This is a genomic window from Mycobacterium sp. TH-M116 (assembly GCF_057473685.1).
This window is the reverse complement of the sequence record NZ_JBYCLC010000067.1, coordinates 1-20,334: the sequence shown is the minus strand read 5'-3', so window position 1 is coordinate 20,334 and position 20,334 is coordinate 1. Positions and strand designations below refer to the sequence as shown.

15 protein-coding genes and 1 pseudogene are annotated in these 20,334 nt (G+C 70.8%); 1 reads left to right on the top strand and 15 read right to left on the bottom strand.

The window, feature by feature from the left end; all coding sequences use genetic code 11:
• The 4 genes and pseudogenes from AC2VOK_RS03510 to ffh all read right to left on the bottom strand — a co-directional run.
• Positions 1 to 190: pseudogene (locus AC2VOK_RS03510) on the bottom strand (hypothetical protein); the annotation flags it as partial.
• A 109-nt stretch (positions 191 to 299) separates the two neighbouring features.
• A complete protein-coding gene (locus AC2VOK_RS03505; protein WP_428899248.1) occupies positions 300 to 1,994 on the bottom strand; it encodes a serine/threonine-protein kinase in 1,695 nt (564 codons plus the stop codon).
• A gap of 9 nt (positions 1,995 to 2,003) precedes the next feature.
• Positions 2,004 to 3,131: an amidohydrolase family protein gene (locus AC2VOK_RS03500; RefSeq protein ID WP_428899247.1), complete on the bottom strand. Its 1,128-nt coding sequence runs from the start codon at positions 3,129 to 3,131 to the stop codon at positions 2,004 to 2,006.
• A gap of 7 nt (positions 3,132 to 3,138) precedes the next feature.
• Complete coding sequence (gene ffh / locus AC2VOK_RS03495) at positions 3,139 to 4,710, bottom strand: signal recognition particle protein (protein ID WP_428899246.1); 1,572 nt, start codon at positions 4,708 to 4,710, stop codon at positions 3,139 to 3,141.
• 255 nt (positions 4,711 to 4,965) lie between these two features.
• Between ffh and AC2VOK_RS03490 the strand changes: the two genes are divergently transcribed.
• Positions 4,966 to 6,711, top strand: coding sequence for a DEAD/DEAH box helicase (locus tag AC2VOK_RS03490; RefSeq protein WP_428899245.1), 1,746 nt, complete (start codon positions 4,966 to 4,968; stop codon positions 6,709 to 6,711).
• Positions 6,712 to 6,718: 7 nt separating this feature from the next.
• Here AC2VOK_RS03490 and AC2VOK_RS03485 read toward each other — a convergent pair whose 3' ends face one another.
• From AC2VOK_RS03485 to sepIVA, 11 genes are all read right to left on the bottom strand, one after another.
• Positions 6,719 to 9,175: a [protein-PII] uridylyltransferase gene (locus tag AC2VOK_RS03485; protein WP_428899244.1), complete on the bottom strand. Its 2,457-nt coding sequence runs from the start codon at positions 9,173 to 9,175 to the stop codon at positions 6,719 to 6,721.
• A 36-nt stretch (positions 9,176 to 9,211) separates the two neighbouring features.
• The gene (gene glnB, locus AC2VOK_RS03480; protein ID WP_428899243.1) at positions 9,212 to 9,550 is read right to left on the bottom strand and encodes a nitrogen regulatory protein P-II; all 339 of its coding nucleotides are present in this window, start codon (positions 9,548 to 9,550) and stop codon (positions 9,212 to 9,214) included.
• Positions 9,551 to 9,552: 2 nt separating this feature from the next.
• Positions 9,553 to 10,968, bottom strand: a complete 1,416-nt coding sequence (locus AC2VOK_RS03475) for an ammonium transporter (protein WP_428899249.1) — start codon at positions 10,966 to 10,968, stop codon at positions 9,553 to 9,555.
• Positions 10,969 to 11,137: 169 nt separating this feature from the next.
• A complete protein-coding gene (gene ftsY / locus AC2VOK_RS03470) occupies positions 11,138 to 12,406 on the bottom strand; it encodes a signal recognition particle-docking protein FtsY (protein ID WP_428899242.1) in 1,269 nt (422 codons plus the stop codon).
• Positions 12,407 to 12,474: 68 nt separating this feature from the next.
• Positions 12,475 to 16,107 carry a chromosome segregation protein SMC gene (gene smc / locus AC2VOK_RS03465; protein ID WP_428899241.1) on the bottom strand — a complete coding sequence of 1,211 codons (3,633 nt, stop codon included), beginning with the start codon at positions 16,105 to 16,107 and terminating at the stop codon, positions 12,475 to 12,477.
• Positions 16,108 to 16,203: 96 nt separating this feature from the next.
• Positions 16,204 to 16,497 (bottom strand): acylphosphatase, encoded by a 294-nt coding sequence (locus AC2VOK_RS03460; protein WP_428899240.1) that lies wholly within the window; start codon positions 16,495 to 16,497, stop codon positions 16,204 to 16,206.
• The gene (locus tag AC2VOK_RS03455; protein WP_428899239.1) at positions 16,484 to 16,897 is read right to left on the bottom strand and encodes an OsmC family protein; all 414 of its coding nucleotides are present in this window, start codon (positions 16,895 to 16,897) and stop codon (positions 16,484 to 16,486) included. The genes AC2VOK_RS03460 and AC2VOK_RS03455 overlap by 14 nt, the downstream gene beginning before the upstream one ends.
• 76 nt (positions 16,898 to 16,973) lie before the next feature.
• Positions 16,974 to 17,822 carry a DNA-formamidopyrimidine glycosylase gene (mutM, locus tag AC2VOK_RS03450; RefSeq protein WP_428899238.1) on the bottom strand — a complete coding sequence of 283 codons (849 nt, stop codon included), beginning with the start codon at positions 17,820 to 17,822 and terminating at the stop codon, positions 16,974 to 16,976.
• A 26-nt stretch (positions 17,823 to 17,848) separates the two neighbouring features.
• A complete protein-coding gene (gene rnc / locus AC2VOK_RS03445; RefSeq protein ID WP_428899237.1) occupies positions 17,849 to 18,562 on the bottom strand; it encodes a ribonuclease III in 714 nt (237 codons plus the stop codon).
• On the bottom strand, positions 18,559 to 19,146 hold the full coding sequence (locus AC2VOK_RS03440; RefSeq protein ID WP_428899236.1) for a YceD family protein: 588 nt from the start codon (positions 19,144 to 19,146) through the stop codon (positions 18,559 to 18,561). The genes rnc and AC2VOK_RS03440 overlap by 4 nt, the downstream gene beginning before the upstream one ends.
• A gap of 71 nt (positions 19,147 to 19,217) precedes the next feature.
• Positions 19,218 to 19,955, bottom strand: a complete 738-nt coding sequence (gene sepIVA, locus AC2VOK_RS03435) for a cell division protein SepIVA (RefSeq protein ID WP_428899235.1) — start codon at positions 19,953 to 19,955, stop codon at positions 19,218 to 19,220.
• Positions 19,956 to 20,334: the final 379 nt, after the last annotated feature.

Below are 20,334 nucleotides of genomic sequence, written 5' to 3'. Positions count from 1 at the left end.
CCTCGTCGAGCAACGACGCCAGCTCGTCGAGTTCGGCCTCGGTGGGCTGCAGGGCGACGTCGGTGGCGCGGTCGAGTCCGAGGACTGCGGCCCGCAGTTCCGAATGCCCGAGCAGGGAGCCGACGTTGGGCCCGAGCGGCAACGCCGCGATCGGCTCGATGTATTCGGCGGCCGTCGACAACGAGCAGTTGCCCACATGCCCGCCGCGTCGATCACTCACAGTCTTTTTGGGACGCCGGATGTGCCGCGCCGACGTTTCGGGGCGTTCAGGGATGGGTCAGCGGGCAGGCAGGGGGCGGTCAGGGATGGGGCGTCCTGGACGGCAACGCTCCCGGCGCCGGTTCGGGACCGGCCGCACCGGCGGTCGGGTCCGGCACGGTCACCCCCGGCGGCACCCCGCCGTGCGGGCTGGCCACCGCGGGGATGCGGATGACCGCCGACCGTTGGCCGCATTCGTTGGTCTGCACGGTCAGGACCTCCTCGCCGGAGAAGTCGCCGTGCGCCTGCGGTTGCAGCGTCAGCACCAATCTCGCGGTCTGCTTCTGGCGCGATCCGCCCGAGCCGATGCACGGAAACCGGATGTCGACCGGCGAGGACTGCCACCGGCCGTCGCCGTACGCCAGGAACAGCGGCGCACCGGGCGTCACCTCGCGCAGGTGACGGACGTCGTCGAGGCGGGTCGCGGCGGCGGTGCAGGACTGCGGCGCGCACGACGAGCGGAAGGCCCACCAGGTGGTCACGTCCGGGGGTTGCGGGTCAGCGACGTAGTTGTAGGTCTGCTTCGTGCGTTCGACGTCGAGGCTGTAGGTGCCGTCCAGCGGGGCCGGGGCCGGGGCTGCGGGCGGCCCGGCGGTCCGGGTGGCACCCGCGGCCGTCGACGGCGGCGGTGTGCGGCCGGCGGCCGGGACGGGCTCGGTCTTGCGCCCGATCACCAGGCCCAGCGCGACCAGTCCCACGACCAGCACGACCGCCGCGATCCGCACCACGGCCCTGCGCAACCGGTGCCCAGTCGGCAGGGGTTGCACGGGCCGACCGGACGGCCCTGCCCGCGCGCTTCCACCCGAGAAGCCGGCCGGGCGCCTGCCCCACGGCGCTCCCATCGGCCTGGCGCCCGCGTTCTCGGCCGCCGGCACCAGGCCGGGCGCCTCGTCGGACTCAGGCCACGCGTAGGCGGGATAGTCGGCGACCAGGACCGCTTCGGGTCCGCGGTCGCTGGGGGCGAGTCCCGCCTGCGCGTTGGCTGCGTCGGCGAACTCGGTGCACCGCGGGAACCGGTCGGCGGCGCTCGCGGCGAGCGCCCCGGCGAACACCCCGTCGAGGCGCGCCAGCTCGGGACGCTGGTCGCTGAGCAGCGGCGGCGCACCGGCGCCCAGGGGCGTACCGGTCAGCAGGTGAAACGCGGTGGCCGCGAGCCCATACTGGTCAGCGCGCCCGTCGATGACACCGTTGCGCAGCTGCTCGGGCGCCGCGTAGGACGACGGTCCGGCCGACTCCCGAGTTGGCGCAGCGATCCCGAAATCGGACAACAGGATTCGTGGTTCGCCCTCGTCACGGCCGGTCAAAAAGACGTTGGTGGGCTTGACGTTGCGGTGCAACATCCCGCGCTGGTGCGCATAGTCGAGCGCCTCGGCGAGCGCGTTGACCACGGCGAGCGCCTCACCGACCGGGGACACCGCGGGAAACCGGCCGGCCATCAGCTGCGCGGCAGTGACGCCGTCGACGTAGTCCATCGCGACCCACAACCGTCCCTCGAACTCGCCGCGATCGTTCACGCGCACGATGTGCGGGTGCTGCAGGCTCGTGACGATCGGGGTTTCGGCGTGGAAGCGCCCGCGGACCTCACCGTCGGCCGACAGCGCCGGCGACAGGACCTTCAGCGCCTGCCAGCGTGACGACCGCGGATCCTGGGCGAGGTACACCGCGCCGGTCGCTCCGGAGCCCAGCATCCGAGCCACGATGTATCCGGCGAATGTCGCGCCGCTGGGCAACGCCATTTCCAGATCCTATTCCCTCACCGGACGCAATGCGCGGCCGGCGGCCGAGTCAGCTCCCGGACGAAATACGTTGCCGCGCAGTATCACCAACTCCGGCGCGGCAAGCACGTCGGGCCCGCGCCGGGGGTCTTGCGAGTAGCACAGCAGGTCGGCGGGTGCCCCGTGCTCGAGGCCTGGCCTGCCCAGCCAGCGGCGGGCGTCCCAGCATGCCGCGCCCAGCGCCGCGGTCGGGTTCATGCCGATGCGCGTGAGAGCCTCGACCTCGTCGCCGATCCTGCCGTGGGCGACCATGCTGCCGGCGTCGGTGCCCGCGTACAGCGGCACGCCGGCCTCCCGCGCCGCGGCGATCCGCTGGTAGCCGCGGGCATACAGGTCGCGCATGTGCGCGGCGTAGGTCGGATACCGGGTCGCGGCGTCGGCGATGCCGGGGAAGTTCTCGAGGTTGAGCAGCGTGGGGACCAGCGCCGTGCCGTGCTCGAGCATCAGGGCGATGTTTTCCTCGGTGAGGCCGGTGCCGTGTTCGATGCAGTCGATGCCCGCGGTGATCAGGCCCGGCAGCGCGTCCTCGCTGAAGACGTGCGCGGTGACGCGGGCGCCGCGCTCGTGCGCGGCGCCGATGGCCGCCCTGAGCACGCCGTCGGACCACAGCGGCGCGAGGTCGCCGATGCCGCGGTCGATCCAGTCGCCGACCAGCTTGATCCAGCCGTCGCCGCGCGCGGCCTCCGCGGCGACGGCCGCCGGCAGCTGCGACTCGTCCTCGAGTTCGACGGCGAAGCCGGCGATGTAGCGCTTGGGCCTGGCCAGATGTTTGCCGGCCCTGATGATCCGGGGCAGATCGGCGCGGTCGTCGAGACTGCGGGTGTCGGTCGGCGAGCCGCAGTCACGCAACAGCAGCGCACCGGCGTCGCGTTCGGTCTCGGCCTGCGCGATCGCCTCGTCGAGCGGGATCTGCCCGTGGTCGCCGAGCCCGACGTGGCAGTGCGCGTCCACCAGGCCGGGCAGGATCCAGCCGCCTGGGCGAGCACCGAAAACGGTGTCGGCCCCGGCGACCGGTTCGGTGCTGATGCGGCCGTCGACGACCCACAGTTCGACCTCGGCCTCATCGGGCAGTCCCCGACCTCGCACGCGCAGGCGCACGCTGCGGCTACTTTCTTCCGGGGTTGCCCGGGAACTTCAGCTTGGACAGGTCGAAGTCGGCCAGTCCGGGCGGGAGTTCGTCGAGGCCCTCGGGCATCTGCGACAGATCCGGGAATCCCGCCGGCAGGCCCGCCCCGAACGGGGTCTTGGACCTGGGCGGCGTGGGGCCGCGGGCCCCCTTCTTGCCCTTCTTCCCGGCCTTGCCCTTCGCCTTGCTCTTGCGCGTCGCCGATTTGCGACCCAGGCCGGGCATGCCCATGCCGCCGAGCATCGACGACATCATCTTGCGGGCCTCGAAGAAGCGGTCGACCAGCTGGTTGACCTCGGAGACCGTCACGCCCGAACCGTTGGCGATGCGCAGCCGCCGCGAGGCGTTGATGATCTTCGGGTCCGCCCGCTCCTGCGGCGTCATCCCACGGATGATGGCCTGCAACCGGTCGAGTTGCTTGTCGTCGACGGCGGCCAGGGCGTCTTTCATCTGGCCGGCGCCGGGCAGCATCCCCAGCAGGTTGCCGATCGGACCCATTTTCCGGATCGCCAGCATCTGTTCGAGGAAGTCCTCCAGCGTCAGCTCGCCCGTACCGATCTTGGCGGCCGCCGCCTCTGCCTGCTCGGCGTCGAAGACCTGTTCGGCCTGTTCGATCAGGCTCAGCACGTCGCCCATACCCAGGATGCGGCTGGCCATCCGGTCGGGGTGGAAGACGTCGAAGTCCTCGAGCTTCTCGCCGGTGGAGGCGAACAGGATCGGCACCCCGGTCACCTCGCGGACCGACAACGCGGCGCCACCGCGGGCGTCGCCGTCGAGCTTGGTCAGCACCACGCCGGTGAAACCGACACCCGCGCGGAACGCCTCGGCGGTGGTGACGGCGTCCTGGCCGACCATCGCGTCCAGGACGAACAGCACCTCGTCGGGATCGACGGCGGCACGGATGGCCCCGGCCTGCGCCATCAGCTCGTCGTCGATGCCCAACCGTCCCGCGGTGTCGACGATGACGACGTCGAAGTGCTTGGCGCGGGCCTCGGCGAGACCGGCGGCCGCGACGGCGACGGGGTCGGGGGGGCCGGCGTCGGAGTCCGGTGATCCGGCGCCGGGATGCGGCGCGAACACCGGCACCCCGGCCCGCTGGCCGACGACGTGGAGCTGGTTCACCGCGGCCGGGCGCTGCAGGTCGCAGGCCACCAGCAGCGGTGTGTGGCCTTGGCCGCGCAGCCAGGCCGCGAGCTTGCCGGCCAGCGTCGTCTTCCCGGACCCCTGCAGGCCGGCGAGCATCACGACGGTCGGCGGGGTCTTGGCGTAGGCCAGCCGGCGGGTCTGGCCGCCGAGGATGCCGACGAGTTCGTCGTTGACGATCTTGACGACCTGTTGTGCCGGGTTCAGGGCGCCGGACACCTCGGCGCCCCGGGCGCGCTCCTTGATCCTGGTGACGAACGTGCGCACCACGGGCAGCGAGACGTCGGCCTCCAGGAGCGCGAGCCGGATTTCGCGGGTGATGGACTCGATGTCGGCGTCGGTCAGTCGCCCCTTGCCGCGCAGTCCCTGTAGTGCTCCGGTCAACCGGTCAGACAGCGATTCAAACACCCCGCCAGCCTAGTGGTGAGTGCGATCGCGGTGCCGCGGGTCACCACCCGGGCGCGAGCGTCACACTGGGCTCACGCTCGGCTTCGAACGTGCCGCTGGCGTGACGTTCGGCGGACGCGAACCGCCCGGCCGGCATGGCGCGCGCACGGGCTCGCGTCGCTGCTGCGACGAAATGCATTGCCGTGCTAGATTTCACAGCCGCGACCGAATCGCGCGGGACCGCGCCGACCAGTAACCACGGGGAGAACCGTCTCGATGCAACCGGTCAGCAGCACGGAGCCGCTGGTCGACGAAGGACACCGCGAACGCGACCCCGGCCGGCCGTTGCGAGGCTGGCAACGCAGGGCGCTGGTGAAATACCTGAGGAGTCAGCCGCGCGATTTCCTGGCCGTGGCCACCCCCGGGTCGGGCAAGACGACATTCGCCCTGCGGGTGGCTGCCGAACTGCTCGCCCAGCGCGCCGTCGACCAGATCACCGTCGTGGTGCCCACCGAGCACCTCAAGGTCCAGTGGGCGCGGGCCGCGCAGCTGCACGGACTCGCCCTGGACCCGAGGTTCTCCAACACGAGCCCGGTGACCTCGCCGGAGTATCACGGCGTCACGGTGACCTATGCCCAGGTCGCCGCGCACCCGACCCTGCACCGGGTGCGCACCGAGCAGCGCAAGACGCTGGTCGTCTTCGACGAGATCCATCACGGCGGTGACGCCAAGACCTGGGGCGACGCGATCCGCGAAGCCTTCGGCGACGCGACGCGGCGGCTGGCGCTGACCGGGACGCCGTTCCGCAGCGACGACAGCCCCATCCCGTTCGTCGACTACGAAGCCGGCTCCGACGGGGTGCTGCGCTCGCGTGCCGACCACACCTACGGCTATGCCGAGGCGCTCGGCGACGGGGTGGTCCGGCCGGTGGTGTTCCTCGCCTACTCCGGGGAGGCGCGCTGGCGCGACGGCGCCGGCGAGGAGCATGCGGCCCGGCTGGGCGAGCCGCTGTCGGCCGAGCAGACCGCGCGGGCCTGGCGCACGGCGCTGGACCCCGCCGGCGAATGGATGCCCGCGGTGATCGCGGCGGCCGATCAGCGGCTGCGTCAGCTGCGCACGCACGTGCCCGACGCCGGCGGCATGATCATCGCCTCCGACCGGACCGCGGCCCGCGCCTACGCGGCGTTGCTGGAGAGGATGACCTCCGAGCGGCCCACGGTCGTGCTGTCCGACGACCCCGGCTCCTCGGGGCGCATCACCGAGTTCGCCGAGGGCACGGGCCGGTGGCTGGTCGCGGTGCGCATGGTCTCCGAGGGCGTCGACGTGCCGCGGCTGGCGGTGGGCATCTACGCCACCAGCGCCTCGACACCGCTGTTCTTCGCCCAAGCCATCGGCCGCTTCGTGCGGTCGCGGCGGCCCGGGGAAACGGCCAGCATCTTCCTGCCGTCGGTGCCCAACCTGCTGCAGCTGGCCAGCGAGCTGGAGGCCCAGCGCAACCACGTGCTCGGCCAGCCGCACCGGCCGGACGAGGACCCGCTCGACGGCGATCCCGCCACCCGCACACAGACCGAGAAAAGCGACGAGGACCGCGGCTTCACCTCCCTGGGCGCCGACGCCGAACTCGACCAGGTCATCTTCGACGGGTCGTCGTTCGGCACCGCCACCCCCGCCGGCAGCGACGAGGAGGCCGACTACCTGGGCATTCCCGGGCTGCTCGACGCCGACCAGATGCGTGCCCTGCTGCACCGACGCCAGGACGAGCAACTGCAGAAGAGGGCCCGGCTCCAACAGGACGCCGCACCCGGGGCGCCGGTGCGGTCGATGCACGGGGAGCTGCGCGAACTGCGCCGCGAGCTCAACACGCTGGTGTCGCTGACCCACCACCGCACCGGCAAGCCGCACGGCTGGATCCACAACGAGTTGCGCCGCCGCTGCGGCGGTCCGCCGATCGCCGCCGCCACCCGCGACCAGATCCAGGCGCGCATACTCGCGCTGCGGCAGATGAGCTCGGAGCGGTCGTGAGCGCCGGCTAGTCGCCGACGGGCTCCTCGAGCACCTCGACGGCGGGGCCGCCCAACACGGACAGCAGGTGTTGTTCGACCGCCGCGCGGGCGGACTGCTCGCTGTCCCCCGCCGGTGCCGTCACAGCAAAAACGTCAGCCACGGTCGATCCGAACGTGTTGACCTTCGCCCAGACGATGTCGGCCCCGGCCCGTTCCAGAGCCCGGCTCAGCAGCGCCAGCAGGCCCACCCTGTCCATGGCGCGGACCTCCAGGATCAGTGGACCGTGAACCGCGGTCTCCAGCCACACGATGCGGGGCGGTGCGGTCGAACGCGTGACGGGCACGCCGAACTGCACCTCACCGGCCCGCGCGGTGGCCGCGCTCACCGCGTCGCTGTCGCGCTTCTCCAGCGTCCCCAGCACGTCGACGTCACCACCCAGGGCGCCGGCGAACTGCTGGCGCAGCAGGCCCGCCTCGGGCGGCGAACCGAACAGCGGCGACGCCGCGAACTCGATGATCGCGACATCGCCGTCAACGTTGGCCGACGCCGAATGAATACGCAGCGAGTTCAGCGCCAGCACCGCGGCAGCGTTGGACACCAGCCCCCGCTGATTCGACGCGATCATCACAACCTGCAGACGCTCGCCGCCGCCGGGCTTGATTTCCACCCGCACTGAACGCTCGCCAACCACCGGAAGATATTGCTGCGCAATGGGTTCAGCTCTCGGTAGCGCCTCACCGGCCATCACCATCCGGCAACGGCGAACCAGGTCGTCGATCAGAGACGCCTTCCATTCGCTCCACACCCCGGGTCCGGTGGCCTTCGAATCCGCCTCGGTCAGCGCGTGCAACACCTCGAGCAGCAGGGCGTCCCCGCCCAGGGCTTCCGACACTGTCGTGATGGTTTCGGGGTCCAGCAGGTTGCGCCGGGTGGCGACCACCGGCAGCAGCAGGTGGTGGCGCACCAGCTTTGACAACAGTTCGGTGTCCGCGGGTGAGATCCCCAGCCGGGAACCGATCCTCAGGGCCATCTCGGCCCCGAGCACACTGTGGTCGACATCCCTGCCCTTGCCGATGTCGTGCAGCAGCGCGCCGAGCGCAAGCAGATCGGGACGCGCCACCCGGGTCGACAGCGGCGCGGCGTTGACCATGGTTTCGACCAGGTGCCGGTCCACCGTCCACTTGTGTGCCACGTCGCGCGGCGGAAGGTCGCGGATGGCATCCCATTCCGGCAGCAGCCGGCCCCACAACCCGGTGCGGTCGAGCGCCTCGATGGTGGCCACCGCGGTCGGACCGGCGGACAACACGACCAGGAAATCGTCCAGCGCCTCGCGCGGCCACGGAGTCGGGAGATCGGGGGCGTCGGCGGCCAGCCGGCTCAGCGTGCCGGCGCCGATCGGCAGTCCCTTGTCGGCCGACGCGGCGGCCACCCGCAGGACCAGCCCCGCGTCGGTGCCGGGACGCGCGTCGCGGGCGAGCACGATTTCGCCCGCACAGTCGACGACCCCCTCATCGAGGGGCCGACGCTTCGGGCGCCGCACCAGGGCGGTGATCCCGCGCCGCGGCAACGCGATCTGCGCGGTCCGCAGCCCGGTCTCGGCGTGGTAGGCGATGGTGCGACAGGCGCCGGACAGGATGCGGGCCAGATCGAACCTGTCGCCGAAACCCAGTGCGGCGCTGATCTCGTCGGCGAATTGGGCCAGTAGCAGGTCCCGCCCGCGCCCGGACACCAGGCGCAGTTCGGTGCGCACGTCGAGCAGCGTCAGATAGGCGGCATCCAGTGAGCCGCCGGGCATGTCCGGGTTGGCCATGCCGTGGCGGTCGATGAGCTGTGCGAGCCCCAGGGCGTCCAGCAACTGCACGTCGCGAAGGCCGCCGCGCCCCGACTTCAGGTCGGGCTCGGCCCGTTGGGCGATCCGGCCGCAGCGCTGCCACCGGGCGTGGGTGATCTCCACCAGCTCGTCCATCCGGGAGCGAATGGCGCTGCGCCACCCTCGCCGCACGCCGGCGATCAGCTCCTCCGACAGCCGCGCATCCCCCACCACGTGGCGCGCGTCCAGCATGCCCAGGGCGGCCACCATGTCGCTGTCGGCCACGCCGAGGGCACCCGACACGGTGCGCACGCTGTGGTCAAGTCGAATGTTGGCGTCCCACAACGGATACCATAATCCGTCGGCGACCCGCTCGAGGACTTCGGCGGGCTTGTCGTCGTGCAACAGCATCAGGTCCAGGTCCGAGTACGGCAGCAGTTCGCAGCGGCCCAGGCCGCCGACGCCGACGATCGCGAAGCCGCTGTCGCCGGTGATCCCGATCTCGGCCGCTTTGGCCGCCAACCAGGACTCGTGCAGATCCAGCCATGCCCGTCGCAGACCCGCCGGGCCGAGTTCACCGCCCTCGGCCGCCAGGCTGCGCCGTGCCGCGACCAAATCCTCTGGCCTGCAAGCCTTTTCTGTCCACGACGGGTCGGGCCGGCTCGGGGTCATCCCTCCGTGGTCCGGATCAACGACGTCCGGCCCGCGTCACAGCGCATCGGTCCCGCGTTCACCGGTGCGCACCCGCACAATGGTTTCCACGGGGCTGACCCAGACTTTGCCGTCACCGATCTTGCCGGTGCGCGCCGCCCGCACGATACTGTCCACGACCTTGTCGACGATGGAGTCGTCGACAACGACCTCGATCCGGATCTTGGGAACGAAATCGACCGAGTACTCGGCACCCCGGTAGACCTCGGTGTGACCCTTCTGGCGTCCGTAGCCCTGGATCTCGCTGACCGTCATCCCGAGGACACCCGCATCTTCGATCGCGGTCTTGACGTCATCAAGGGTGAACGGCTTGACGATTGCGGTGATCAGCTTCATTTCTACTCGGCCTCAACTTTCTCGCCCGCTAGCTCCTGCTCCAGCCCGTTCCGGGTGTCCACTACGGCAACCCGGGTGGGAAGCACCGAGCCGGTCGACACGGCGAAATCGTAACTGCTCTCCGCGTGCTCGGACTCGTCGATGCCCGCGGCTTCCGCCTCGGGACTCAGGCGAAGTCCCATCGTGTATTTCAGGATCAGCGCCAAAACCAGCGTGACCCCGCCAGAATAGATCAGGACGCTGAACGCACCGGCGGCCTGCCGCTCCAGCTGGGCCCAGCCGCCACCGTAGAACAATCCCTGCGACACGCCCGCCACGCCGTTGATGGCCGGGGATTCGGGCGCGGCGAGCAGGCCGATCAGCAGCGTTCCCGCCAGACCGCCGACCAGGTGGACGCCGACCACGTCGAGCGAATCGTCGAAGCCCAGCTTGAACTTCAGCCCGACCGCCAGCGCGCACACCGCCCCGGCGACCGCGCCGACCACCAGCGCGCCCAGCACGTTGACCGACGAGCACGACGGTGTGATGGCAACCAGCCCCGCCACGATTCCCGATGCCGCACCCAGCGTCGTCGCCCTGCCGTCACGGATGCGCTCGGTGGCCAGCCAGGTCAGCATGGCCGCGGCCGTCGCGACCGTGGTGGTCACGAACGTCGTCCCGGCCGAACCGTTGGAACTGGTGGCCGAACCGGCGTTGAAGCCGTACCAGCCGAACCACAGCAGGCCCGCGCCGAGCATGACGAACGGCAGGTTGTGCGGACGGAACAGCGTGGTGGGCCAGCCCTTGCGCCTGCCCAGCACGATCGCCAGCATCAGGCCCGCCACGCCGGCGTTGATGTGGACCGCGGTACCACCGGCGAAGTCGATCGCGTGCAGCTTGTTGGCGATCCAGCCGCCGTGCTCGGCCACCGTGCCGTCGAAGGCGAACACCCAGTGCGCGATCGGGAAGTAGACCAGCGTCGCCCACAGTCCGGAGAACACCAGCCAGGCGCTGAACCTCAACCGGTCGGACACCGCACCGGAGACCAGCGCAACCGTGATGATCGCGAACATCAACTGGAACGCCACGAACACCGTGGCCGGCATGCTGCCGACCAGCGGGATGTCGGTGGCGGCGGTGCCGGCGCCCGCGTCCGCCTTCACCGCGTTCCCGCCGAGGAGACCCTTGAGGCCCCAGAATTGGCCCGGGTCACCGGCGACATTGCCTTTGTCGTCACCGAAGGCCATCGAATAGCCGTAGAGCACCCACAGAATCGTCACCACGCCCATCGCGCTGATGCTCATCATGATCATGTTGAGCACACTGCGAGCGCGGACCATGCCGCCGTAGAAGAACGCCAGACCCGGCGTCATCAACAACACCAGCGCAGAACTCGCCAGCATCCAGGCGGTATCGCCGGTATCTGGCTGACCCATCATCGGGAACGTCACTCGTTACCACCTCCGGTCGACCGTGAGCCGGCCGTCAGACATGTGCCTGACGACCTGATCTGTGAACCTTGCGAGATGGTTGTTTCGGCGTTGGAGCCGCCGTGTTTCGGCGGTATTAACGTCGGGCTCGTTGTGTAAGGGGGTTGCGCAACGGGTTTCAGCCGAGCAGCGCGTCGACGAAAGCGGCCGCCTCGAACGGCGCGAGGTCGTCGGGTCCTTCGCCGAGCCCGACCAGCTTCACCGGCACCCCGAGCTCCTGCTGGACCCGGAACACGATGCCGCCCTTGGCCGTTCCGTCGAGCTTGGTCAGCACCGCGCCGGTGATGTCGACCACCTCGGCGAAAACGCGGGCCTGGGCCAGCCCGTTCTGCCCGATGGTGGCGTCGAGCACCAGCAACACCTCGTCGACCTCGGCGCGTTTGGTCACCACTCGCTTGACCTTGCCCAGCTCGTCCATCAGCCCGACCTTGGTGTGCAGTCGGCCCGCGGTGTCGATGAGCACGACGTCGGCGCCCGCGGCGATACCCTTCTCGACGGCGTCGAAGGCCACCGACCCCGGGTCGGCCCCGTCGGGACCGCGCACCACGTCGGCGCCCACCCGCGACGCCCACATCTCGAGCTGGTCGGCCGCCGCGGCACGGAAGGTGTCGGCAGCGCCCAGCACGACGCGCCGGCCGTCGGCCACCAGCACCCGCGCCAGTTTGCCGACCGTCGTCGTCTTCCCGGTGCCGTTGACGCCGACGACCAGGAGCACCGACGGACGGTCGGCGTGGGGCAGGGCGTGGATCGAGCGGTCCAAGCCCGGCTGCAGCTCCGCGAGCAGCACGTCGCGCAGCGCGGCCTTGGCGTCGGCCTCGGTGCGCACGTCGCTGCCGGCCAGGCGGCTGCGCAGTTGCGTCATCACCGATTCGGTGACCACGGGTCCCAGGTCGGCGATCAGCAGGGTGTCCTCGACCTCCTGCCAGGAGTCCTCATCCAGGTCGCCGCCGCCGATCAGGCCCAGCAGGCTGCGCCCGAACGCGTTCTGCGATTTGGCCAGCCGGCCGCGCAGCCGTTCGAGCCGACCCTCGGTCGGCGCGATGGCCTCGATCCCGGGGGCTTGGGGGGCTTGGGGAGCTTGGGGAGCTTGGGGAGCGGCCGCCTCGGGGGCCTGCGGAGCTTCCGGTGGCGGCGCGCTGGTCTCGGGTTCGGGAAACCCGACGTCAGAGACCGTGTCGAGCCGCTCCTCAGTCGCCGCACCCTGGCTGAACGTGATACCCGACGACGCGGTGTAGCCACGCGGACGCGCGAGCGCGTCGGGCTCCGGCCGGGCCAGCCTGATGCGTCGACGCCGGTAACGCACCAGGCCCACCACCAGTGCGGCGATGACCAGCAGGACGGCTATCGTGCTCAAGACCGCGAGGGCGATCCAAAATCCTTGTGACACGCTGACATTGTTCCAGCCCCCGGATCGGCGTCGGGCGGCGGCAGCCGCTGCACCCGCGCTCGCGCGCCCTAATGGGAAGCCGAGGCCAGCTGCTGAACCTGCTGGCCGCGCATGCGCTGCGAGATGACCGCGGTGATTCCGTCGCCCTGCATGGTCACGCCGTAGAGCGCGTCGGCGATCTCCATCGTCGGCTTCTGGTGGGTGATGATCAGCAGCTGCGAGCGCGCTCGCAGCAGCTCGAACAGCGTGAGCAGGCGGCGCAGGTTGGTGTCGTCGAGCGCCGCCTCGACCTCGTCCATGATGTAGAACGGCGACGGGCGGGCGCGGAAGATCGCCACCAGCATCGCCACCGCGGTCAGCGCCTTCTCGCCGCCGGACAGCAACGAGAGCCGGGTGACCTTCTTGCCGGGCGGACGCGCCTCCACCTCGATGCCGGTGGTGAGCATGTCGTCGGGAGCGGTCAACCGCAGCCGGCCCTCGCCGCCGGGGAAGAGCACCGTGAAGACCTCCCGGAACTCCCGTTCGACGTCGACGAACGCTTCGCTGAACACACTCAGGATGCGGGCGTCGACGTCGGCGACGACGTCGAGCAGGTCCGTGCGGGCGGCCTTGACGTCCTCGAGCTGGGTGGACAGGAAGTTGTAGCGCTCCTCGAGGGCGGCGAACTCCTCCAGCGCCAGCGGATTGACCCGGCCCAGCTCGGCCAGCTCGCGTTCGGCGCGTTTGGCGCGACGCTCCTGGGTGGGCCGGTCATAGGGCATCGGGGCCGGCGCGACCACCTGCTCGCCGCGCTCGCGGGCCTGCTCGAACTCGGCCATCTCCAGCTCGCTGGGTGGCAGCCCGACATGCGGGCCGTACTCGGCGACCAGGTCGGCCGGAGCCATCCCGAACTGTTCGAGCACCGTCTGCTCGAGCTGCTCGATCCGCAGCGCCGCCTGGGCGTTGGCGACCTCGTCGCGGTGCAGCGAATCGGTGAGGGCGGCCACCCTGGCGCCCAGCGCGTTCACCTCGCCGCGCACCGCGGCCATCGCCGCCGAGCGCTGCTGCCGCTCGGCGACCAGCGCATCACGGAGCTGTGAGGCCGCGTGGACCACCCGGTCCAGGCGGGCGGCCAGCAACCGCCCGGCGTCGGCCACCGCCGCGGCGATGGCGGCGGCACGCAGCCGCGCGGCGCGCGCCTGCTCGGCGCGCGCCCGGGCCTCGCGTTCTGCGGCGGCCGCCCGGCGCAGCGAATCCGCCCGCCCACGCACCGCGTTGGCCCGCTCCTCGGCGGTGCGCAGCGCCAGCCGGGCCTCCACCTCCACGCCGCGGGCGCTCTCGGCGGCGGCGGCGATCTGTTGGCGACCGATCGTCGGGTCGGGCTCCGCAGCCTGAACGTGCTGGGTTTCCCGGGCGTTGCGCAGCCGGGTCTCGAGCCCGGTGACCTCGTCGACGGTGTGTGCGCGCCCGGATTCCAGCTCCTCGCGCTGCCTCAGCAGCCGGTTCCACTCCTCCTCGGCCGCGCGGGCGTCCTGCCCGAGCCGGCCCAGCTGCTCGTACATCGCCGAGATGGCGGTGTCGGACTCGTTGAGCGCGGCCAACGCCTGCTCGGCGGAGTCCCGGCGGGCCGCCTGCTCGGCCAGCGCGCCCGACAGCGCCGCGCTCAGGCCGGCGACCTGCGCTTCCGCCGCAGCCAGCTCGCTGCCGGCCTTGTCGATCTCAGAGGCGATCTCCAGCGTGGACATCGTGCGGTCGGAGCCGCCGTTCACCCAGCCGGCGCCCACGAGGTCGCCGTCGAGCGTCACCGCGCGCCACCGCGGGCGGGCTGCGACCAGATCGAGAGCCGTGGCGAGGTCGTCGACCACCGCGACGCCGGAAAGCATGGCGGTCAACGCGCCACGCAGCCGCGCCGGTGTCTCGACCAGGTCCAGCGCCCACACCGCGCCGGCGGGCAATTCGCCGGCCCCCGCAGCATCCTCCGACGCCGGCCAATCGCCCAGCACCAGGGCCGCGCGCCCGCCGTCGGCGTCCTTGAGCGCGGCGACCGCGGCCCGAGCCGCGCCCAGGCTCTCGGCGCCCAGCGCGTCGGCCGCCGAGCCCAGCACGGCGGCCACCGCCGCCTCGTAGCCCGCGCGGACCTTGACCATCTTGGCGATCGGCCCCAACAGCCCCGCACCGCCGTGGTGCTCGGAGAGCCACGCCGCGCCGTTCTTGCGTTCCAGTCCCACCGAGAGCGCGTCGATGCGGGCCCGCAACGAGGCCACCTGCCGTTCGGCGCCCCGCTCGGAGGCCTGCAGCTCGGCGACGCGCTGGTCGGCCGACCGCAGCGCCGCCACCGTCCGTTCGTGGTGCTCGTCGAGGCCCCTCTCGCCCTGGTCGAGCTCGCCGACCCGCCCCTGCACGGTCTCGAACTCGGCCCTGGTCTGCTGCACCCGCGCGGCGGCCTGTTCGATGCGCTCGGACAGCCGCGCGACGCTCTCGTCGATCGACTCGACGCGTGCGCGCATGGTCTCGACCTGACCGGCCAGCCTGGCCAGGCCCTCCCGCCGGTCCGCCTCGGCGCGCACCGCCGCCAGGTGGGCCCGGTCGGCCTCGGCGGCTTCGCGCTCGCGCTCGGCCAGTTGCGCGCGGGCCGCCTCCAGCCGGGTGCGCGCGGCGGCCAGCTCCGCCTGCAGCTGCCGCTCGGCGGCCTCGACCCGGTCGGCCTCGGCGTCCATATCCTCAGGGTTTCTGGGGTCGTTCCCGGGGTCGTCGTCACTGGTCCTGACGGGCTCGACATCGAGATGCTGAGCACGCTCGCTGGCGATGCGCACCGTTGCGGCCACGCGTTCGGCCAGGGCGGACAGCCCGAACCAGGTGTGCTGGACCGACTCGGCGCGGGTCGAGAGCTCGGCCAGCGCGGTCTCGTGCTCGGTCAGCTCGTCGGACGCCACCGCGAGGCGGGCGGCGGCCTCGTCGTACTCGCGCCGCATCGCCGCTTCGGCCTCCAGGATCGCCTCGCGCTGGGTCTGCCGGCTGGTCAGGTCGTCGGCGGCCAGCCGCAACCGGGCGTCGCGCAGGTCGGCCTGGATTCGTGCGGCCCGCTGCGCCATTTCGGCTTGACGGCCCAGCGGTTTGAGCTGGCGCCGCAGCTCGGTGGTCAGGTCGGTGAGCCGCGCCAGATTGGCCGACATCGCGTCGAGTTTGCGCAGCGCTTTTTCCTTGCGCTTGCGGTGCTTGAGCACGCCGGCGGCCTCTTCGATGAACGCGCGGCGATCCTCGGGCCGCGACTGCAGGATCTCGTCGAGTTTGCCCTGGCCCACGATGACGTGCATCTCCCGGCCGATCCCGGAGTCGCTCAGCAGTTCCTGGACGTCCATCAGCCGGCACCCGCTGCCGTTGATCTCGTACTCGCTGGCGCCGTCGCGGAACATGCGGCGGGTGATGGAAACCTCGGAGTAGTCGATGGGCAGCGCGTTGTCGGAGTTGTCGATGGTGACGGTGACCTCGGCGCGGCCCAGCGGGGCCCGCGACGAGGTGCCGGCGAAGATGACGTCCTCCATCTTCCCGCCGCGCAGCGTCTTGGCGCCCTGCTCCCCCATCACCCAGGCCAGGGCGTCGACCACGTTGGATTTGCCGGACCCGTTGGGGCCGACGACGGCGGTGATACCCGGTTCGAAGCGCAGAGTCGTCGGCGATGCGAAGGACTTGAAGCCCTTCAGCGTCAGACTCTTGAGGTACACGGCGTGCCAGACTACCGCTCAAACCGCCCGGGTCAGCCGGACACAGGGGTGTCGGCTCACCCCAAATGCGCCAGCCGGCAGTCCGCGGCTGGGCAGTCAGCGCTCGACAAAGCCGGCGAACCGCTCCTGCGGCGGCGACCAGTCGGCGACAACCGTGTCGACGCGGCCCGGTCGGTGAGGCCACGACTCCCCGCCTTCGAGCAGGTGCAGGAGTTTCTCGCCGGCCTCCCGCGACCCCTGGGCGATCACCAGCACGCGCCCGTCGGCCTGATTGGCCGCATACCCGGTGAGCCCCAGTTCCAGCGCGCGGCACCGCGTCCACCAGCGAAAACCAACCCCCTGGACGTTCCCGTGCACCCAGGCGACGAGCCGGACTTCAGGATCCGACATCGGTGACCCCGAAGCTGACTTCCGTCCCGGTCTTGAGCGTGCGCCCGACGGTGCAGACCTGGTCGATGGCCCGGTTCACCACCACCAGCAGGCGTTCCTTCTCCTCCGGCGACAGCGCGGACAGGTCCAGCTCCAAGGTCTCCTCGAGCCGCGGATAGCGTTGCTGCTCACGGTCGGCCGCGCCGGATACCCTGATCACGGCGCGGCAGTCGTCCCCGAGCCGGCGAGCCAGCGGCGAGTCGCTCGACATCCCACTGCACGCGGCGAGCGCGATCTTGAGGAGCTCGCCCGGGGTGAACACGCCCTCGACGTCCTCGGAGCCGATAAGGACCTGTGCGCCGCGCGAGCTGTGCCCCGTGTAGCGACGCGGTCCGGTGCGTTCCACCCACAGATCAGTCATGACTCTTTTCTACCGGGCGTTTCTACCGGGCGTCCCTGGCGATGCCGCCCGGCATGTCGCGACCCTGGGCTCACACTCACGCGCGTGGCCGCGGCTGACACTTCGGGCAGTAGAACGACGAGCGGTTCATGAACTTCTCCCGGCGCATCACCGCACCGCACCGCCGGCAAGCCCGGCCCTCGCGACCGTAGGCGTCCAGCGACCGGTCGAAGTACCCCGATTCGCCGTTGACGTTGATGTAGAGCGAATCGAACGAGGTGCCTCCCTTTGCCAGCGCCTCGCGCATCACCTGCGCGGCGGCGTCCAGGACGGAAGCCAGACGCGGGCGGCTCAGCGTGGCGGCCACGCGCGCACCATGGACCTTGGCCCGCCACAGCGCCTCGTCGGCGTAGATGTTGCCGATTCCCGACACCACCTGCTGATCCAGCAGCTGGCGCTTGAGCTCGGAGTGCTTGCCGCGCAACACCCGCACGACGGCGTCGGCGTCGAACCGGGGGTCCAGCGGGTCACGGGCCAGGTGTGCGACGGGCACCGGTACCACGGCGCCGTCGACTTCCACCAGGTCGGCGAGCAGCCACCCGCCGAAGGTGCGCTGGTCGGCAAAGCTCAGCACGGTCCCGTCGTCGAGCAGCGCGGAGATCCGCACGTGCTCGGCGCGCGGGACGGCACCCAGCAGCATCTGCCCGCTCATGCCCAGGTGGACGACGAGCGCGGTGTCCAAACCCAGCAGCAGCCACAGGTATTTGCCGCGGCGATCGGTCCCGGTGATCCGGGCTCCCAACAGCCGGGATGTCAGATCGGCGGGCCCGCCTTCGTGGCGACGCGCCGCGCGGGGGTGGTGCACCCGGACCGCCGTGATGGTCCTGTCGACCACGTGGGACTGCAATCCGCGGCGCACCACCTCTACTTCAGGTAGTTCGGGCATCTGGTTGGGGAATCTGATTCGGGCATCTAGAAGGGCGTTTTCCCCGAGGTGTCGCGCGCATCCAGCGTTTTCCAGGTCGCTGCCGCGGCCTTCTGCTCGGCCTCCTTCTTGGAGCGCCCGGTGCCCCACCCGTATTCGATCTCCATCACGACGACCACCGCGGTGAATTCCTTGTCGTGGTCCGGGCCGGTGGAGGTCACCACGTAGGACGGCGCGCCCAGCCCACGTGCAGCGGTCAGCTCCTGCAGGCTGGTCTTCCAGTCCAGTCCGGCTCCCAGCGTCGGCGCGGCGTCCAGCAGCGCACCGAACAGCCGCACGATCACGTCGCGCGCCGTGGTGATTCCGTGTTGCAGGTAGATCGCGCCCAGTAGGGATTCCATGCCGTCGGCCAGGATGCTCGACTTGTCGGCCCCGCCGGTGTTCGCCTCGCCGCGGCCCAACAACAGGTGGGCCCCGAGGCCCTCGCCGGTCAGGTTGCGCGCGACGTCGGCCAGCGCCTGGGTGTTGACGACGCTGGCACGCAATTTGGCCAGGTCCCCCTCCGACCGGTCGGGGTGGCGATGGAAGAGCTCGTCGGTGACGGTCAGGCCCAGAACGGCGTCCCCGAGGAATTCGAGACGCTCGTTGGTCGGCAGGCCGCCGTGCTCGTAGGCGTAGCTACGGTGGGTCAACGCCAGCTCGAGCAACTCATCGGCAAGGTCGACGCCCAGCGCGTCGAGCAGGTCTTGCCGCGAGGTCAACGCTCACCCCGCGTGGCGTCCGGCCTGGGAGACAGCATCTCGGTCAGCTTGGCCCACCGCGGGTCGATACGGTCGTGGTGGTGGTCCGGATCGGCGGCCAGGGAGACGCCGCATGCGGGGCACAGCCCCGGGCAGTCGGGCCGGCACACCGGCGAGAACGGCAGCTCCAGACCGACGGCGTCGACCACGGACTGCTCGAGGTCGATCGTGTCGTCGACGATGCGGCCGACCTCGTCTTCTTCGGTGGTCGCCTCGGTGGTGCTGCCCGGGTAGGCGAACAGCTCGGTCAGGGCGACCTGGATGCGCCCGTCGAGCGCGCCCAGGCAGCGGGAGCACTCCCCGGTGGTGGGCGCGGTGACCGTTCCGGTCACCAACACTCCCTCCGACACCGATTCGACCCGCAGATCCAGTTCCAGCGGTGCGCCCCGCTCGATCGCGATCATGTCCAGCCCGATGCGCGAGGAGCTGGGCACGGTGTCGCGCAGGGTGACCATCGCTCCCGGGCGCCGGCCGAGCGGTGTGATGTCCAGCGTCAAGGGCGAACCCCGACGGCGGTGCGCCGTGGTGCTGTACTGCCGCGTCATACCCGAAATCCTACGGCGCCGACCGTGCAGCGCAGGGCTGAACCGGCGTTTGCCGCGGCACGCCGATGCGGTTAGCGGGTGGCGTAGTCGTGGGTGCCCGCCGCCGTCCGCAGTTGGTGGCGTCCGCGGCCCACGGAGCGAAGCGTGCCGTTGAGGAATTCCTCGAACTCGGCGAGCTTGCTGTCTACGTAGATGTCGCACTCGCCCCGGAGCCGGTCGGCCTCGGCGTGGGCGGTGTCGATGAGCCGGGCGGACTCGGCCTTGGCCGCCTGCACCACCTCGTTCTGGGAGACCAGTCGCTGCTGTTCTTTGATGCCCTCCTGCACAGCCTTCTCGTACGAGAGGTTGCCACTCTCGACCAGCCGGTCGCATTCAGCCTGGGCCCGGCTGGCGCTGGCCTCGTACTCGCGCTTGGCGGCCGCTGCAATGCGCGCCGCTTCCTCGCGGGCCTCGCCGACCATCCGTTCGCTGTGCTGTCGGGCCTCACTCACCATCCGGTCGGCCTGCGCCTTCGCGTCGGACAGGAGCCGGTCGGCCTCCGCGCGGGAGTGGTTGAGCATCGATTCGGATTCGGTGCTCGCCGAGCTCACCATGGATTCGGCGTGGTCCTTGGCTTCCTGCAGCATCGAGTCACGCGCGTCGAGGACATCCTGGGCGTCGTCCAGTTCGCCCGGGATCGCGTCCTTGATGTCGTCGACCAGTTCGAGCACGTCGCCGCGGGGCACCACGCAGCCGGCGGTCATCGGCACACCGCGGGCTTCTTCGACAATGGCGGCCAGTTCGTCCAGCGCTTCAAAGACTCGGTACACGGCCATACCCTCCTGGGCGTCTCGCCAAAAAACTCTGTTGTTACCAGTGTGCCCTCTGTTACGTCTGTGGCAGTGGTGGGAGACCGGTGTGTCGGGCACTTGCCCGCCGAAGAACGGGTCACATGCCCGGCACGGGGGCGTCCACGCTCGCGGATGGCCATTCCCAGGAATGCGGAGCGCGCGGCGGGCCCCAATTTTCCGGTGCGGGATTCGGAGATCGAATTCGCGCAATGAGAGTTGCCCTTCCGCGGCGACGTTGAATCAATACCCCTAAGGGGTATGGATTGGGATGCACGGACGGTCGCGACCGGACGGAGGAATTCATGGCGGTGCTCAGAGCGATCGGCGAGGCCCTGACGCTGGCCGGCACGATGACGTG

Bases quoted from the DNA above. Each gene is read 5' to 3' on its own strand.
- AC2VOK_RS03440 (WP_428899236.1), bottom strand. From the start codon at position 19,146: ATGACGCGGCAGTACAGCACCACGGCGCACCGCCGTCGGGGTTCGCCC.
- AC2VOK_RS03460 (WP_428899240.1), bottom strand. From the start codon at position 16,497: ATGTCGGATCCTGAAGTCCGGCTCGTCGCCTGGGTGCACGGGAACGTC.
- glnB (WP_428899243.1), bottom strand. From the start codon at position 9,550: ATGAAGCTGATCACCGCAATCGTCAAGCCGTTCACCCTTGATGACGTC.
- mutM (WP_428899238.1), bottom strand. From the start codon at position 17,822: ATGCCCGAACTACCTGAAGTAGAGGTGGTGCGCCGCGGATTGCAGTCC.
- AC2VOK_RS03490 (WP_428899245.1), top strand. From the start codon at position 4,966: ATGCAACCGGTCAGCAGCACGGAGCCGCTGGTCGACGAAGGACACCGC.
- AC2VOK_RS03485 (WP_428899244.1), bottom strand. From the start codon at position 9,175: ATGACCCCGAGCCGGCCCGACCCGTCGTGGACAGAAAAGGCTTGCAGG.
- AC2VOK_RS03475 (WP_428899249.1), bottom strand. From the start codon at position 10,968: ATGATGGGTCAGCCAGATACCGGCGATACCGCCTGGATGCTGGCGAGT.
- AC2VOK_RS03455 (WP_428899239.1), bottom strand. From the start codon at position 16,897: ATGACTGATCTGTGGGTGGAACGCACCGGACCGCGTCGCTACACGGGG.
- AC2VOK_RS03505 (WP_428899248.1), bottom strand. From the start codon at position 1,994: ATGGCGTTGCCCAGCGGCGCGACATTCGCCGGATACATCGTGGCTCGG.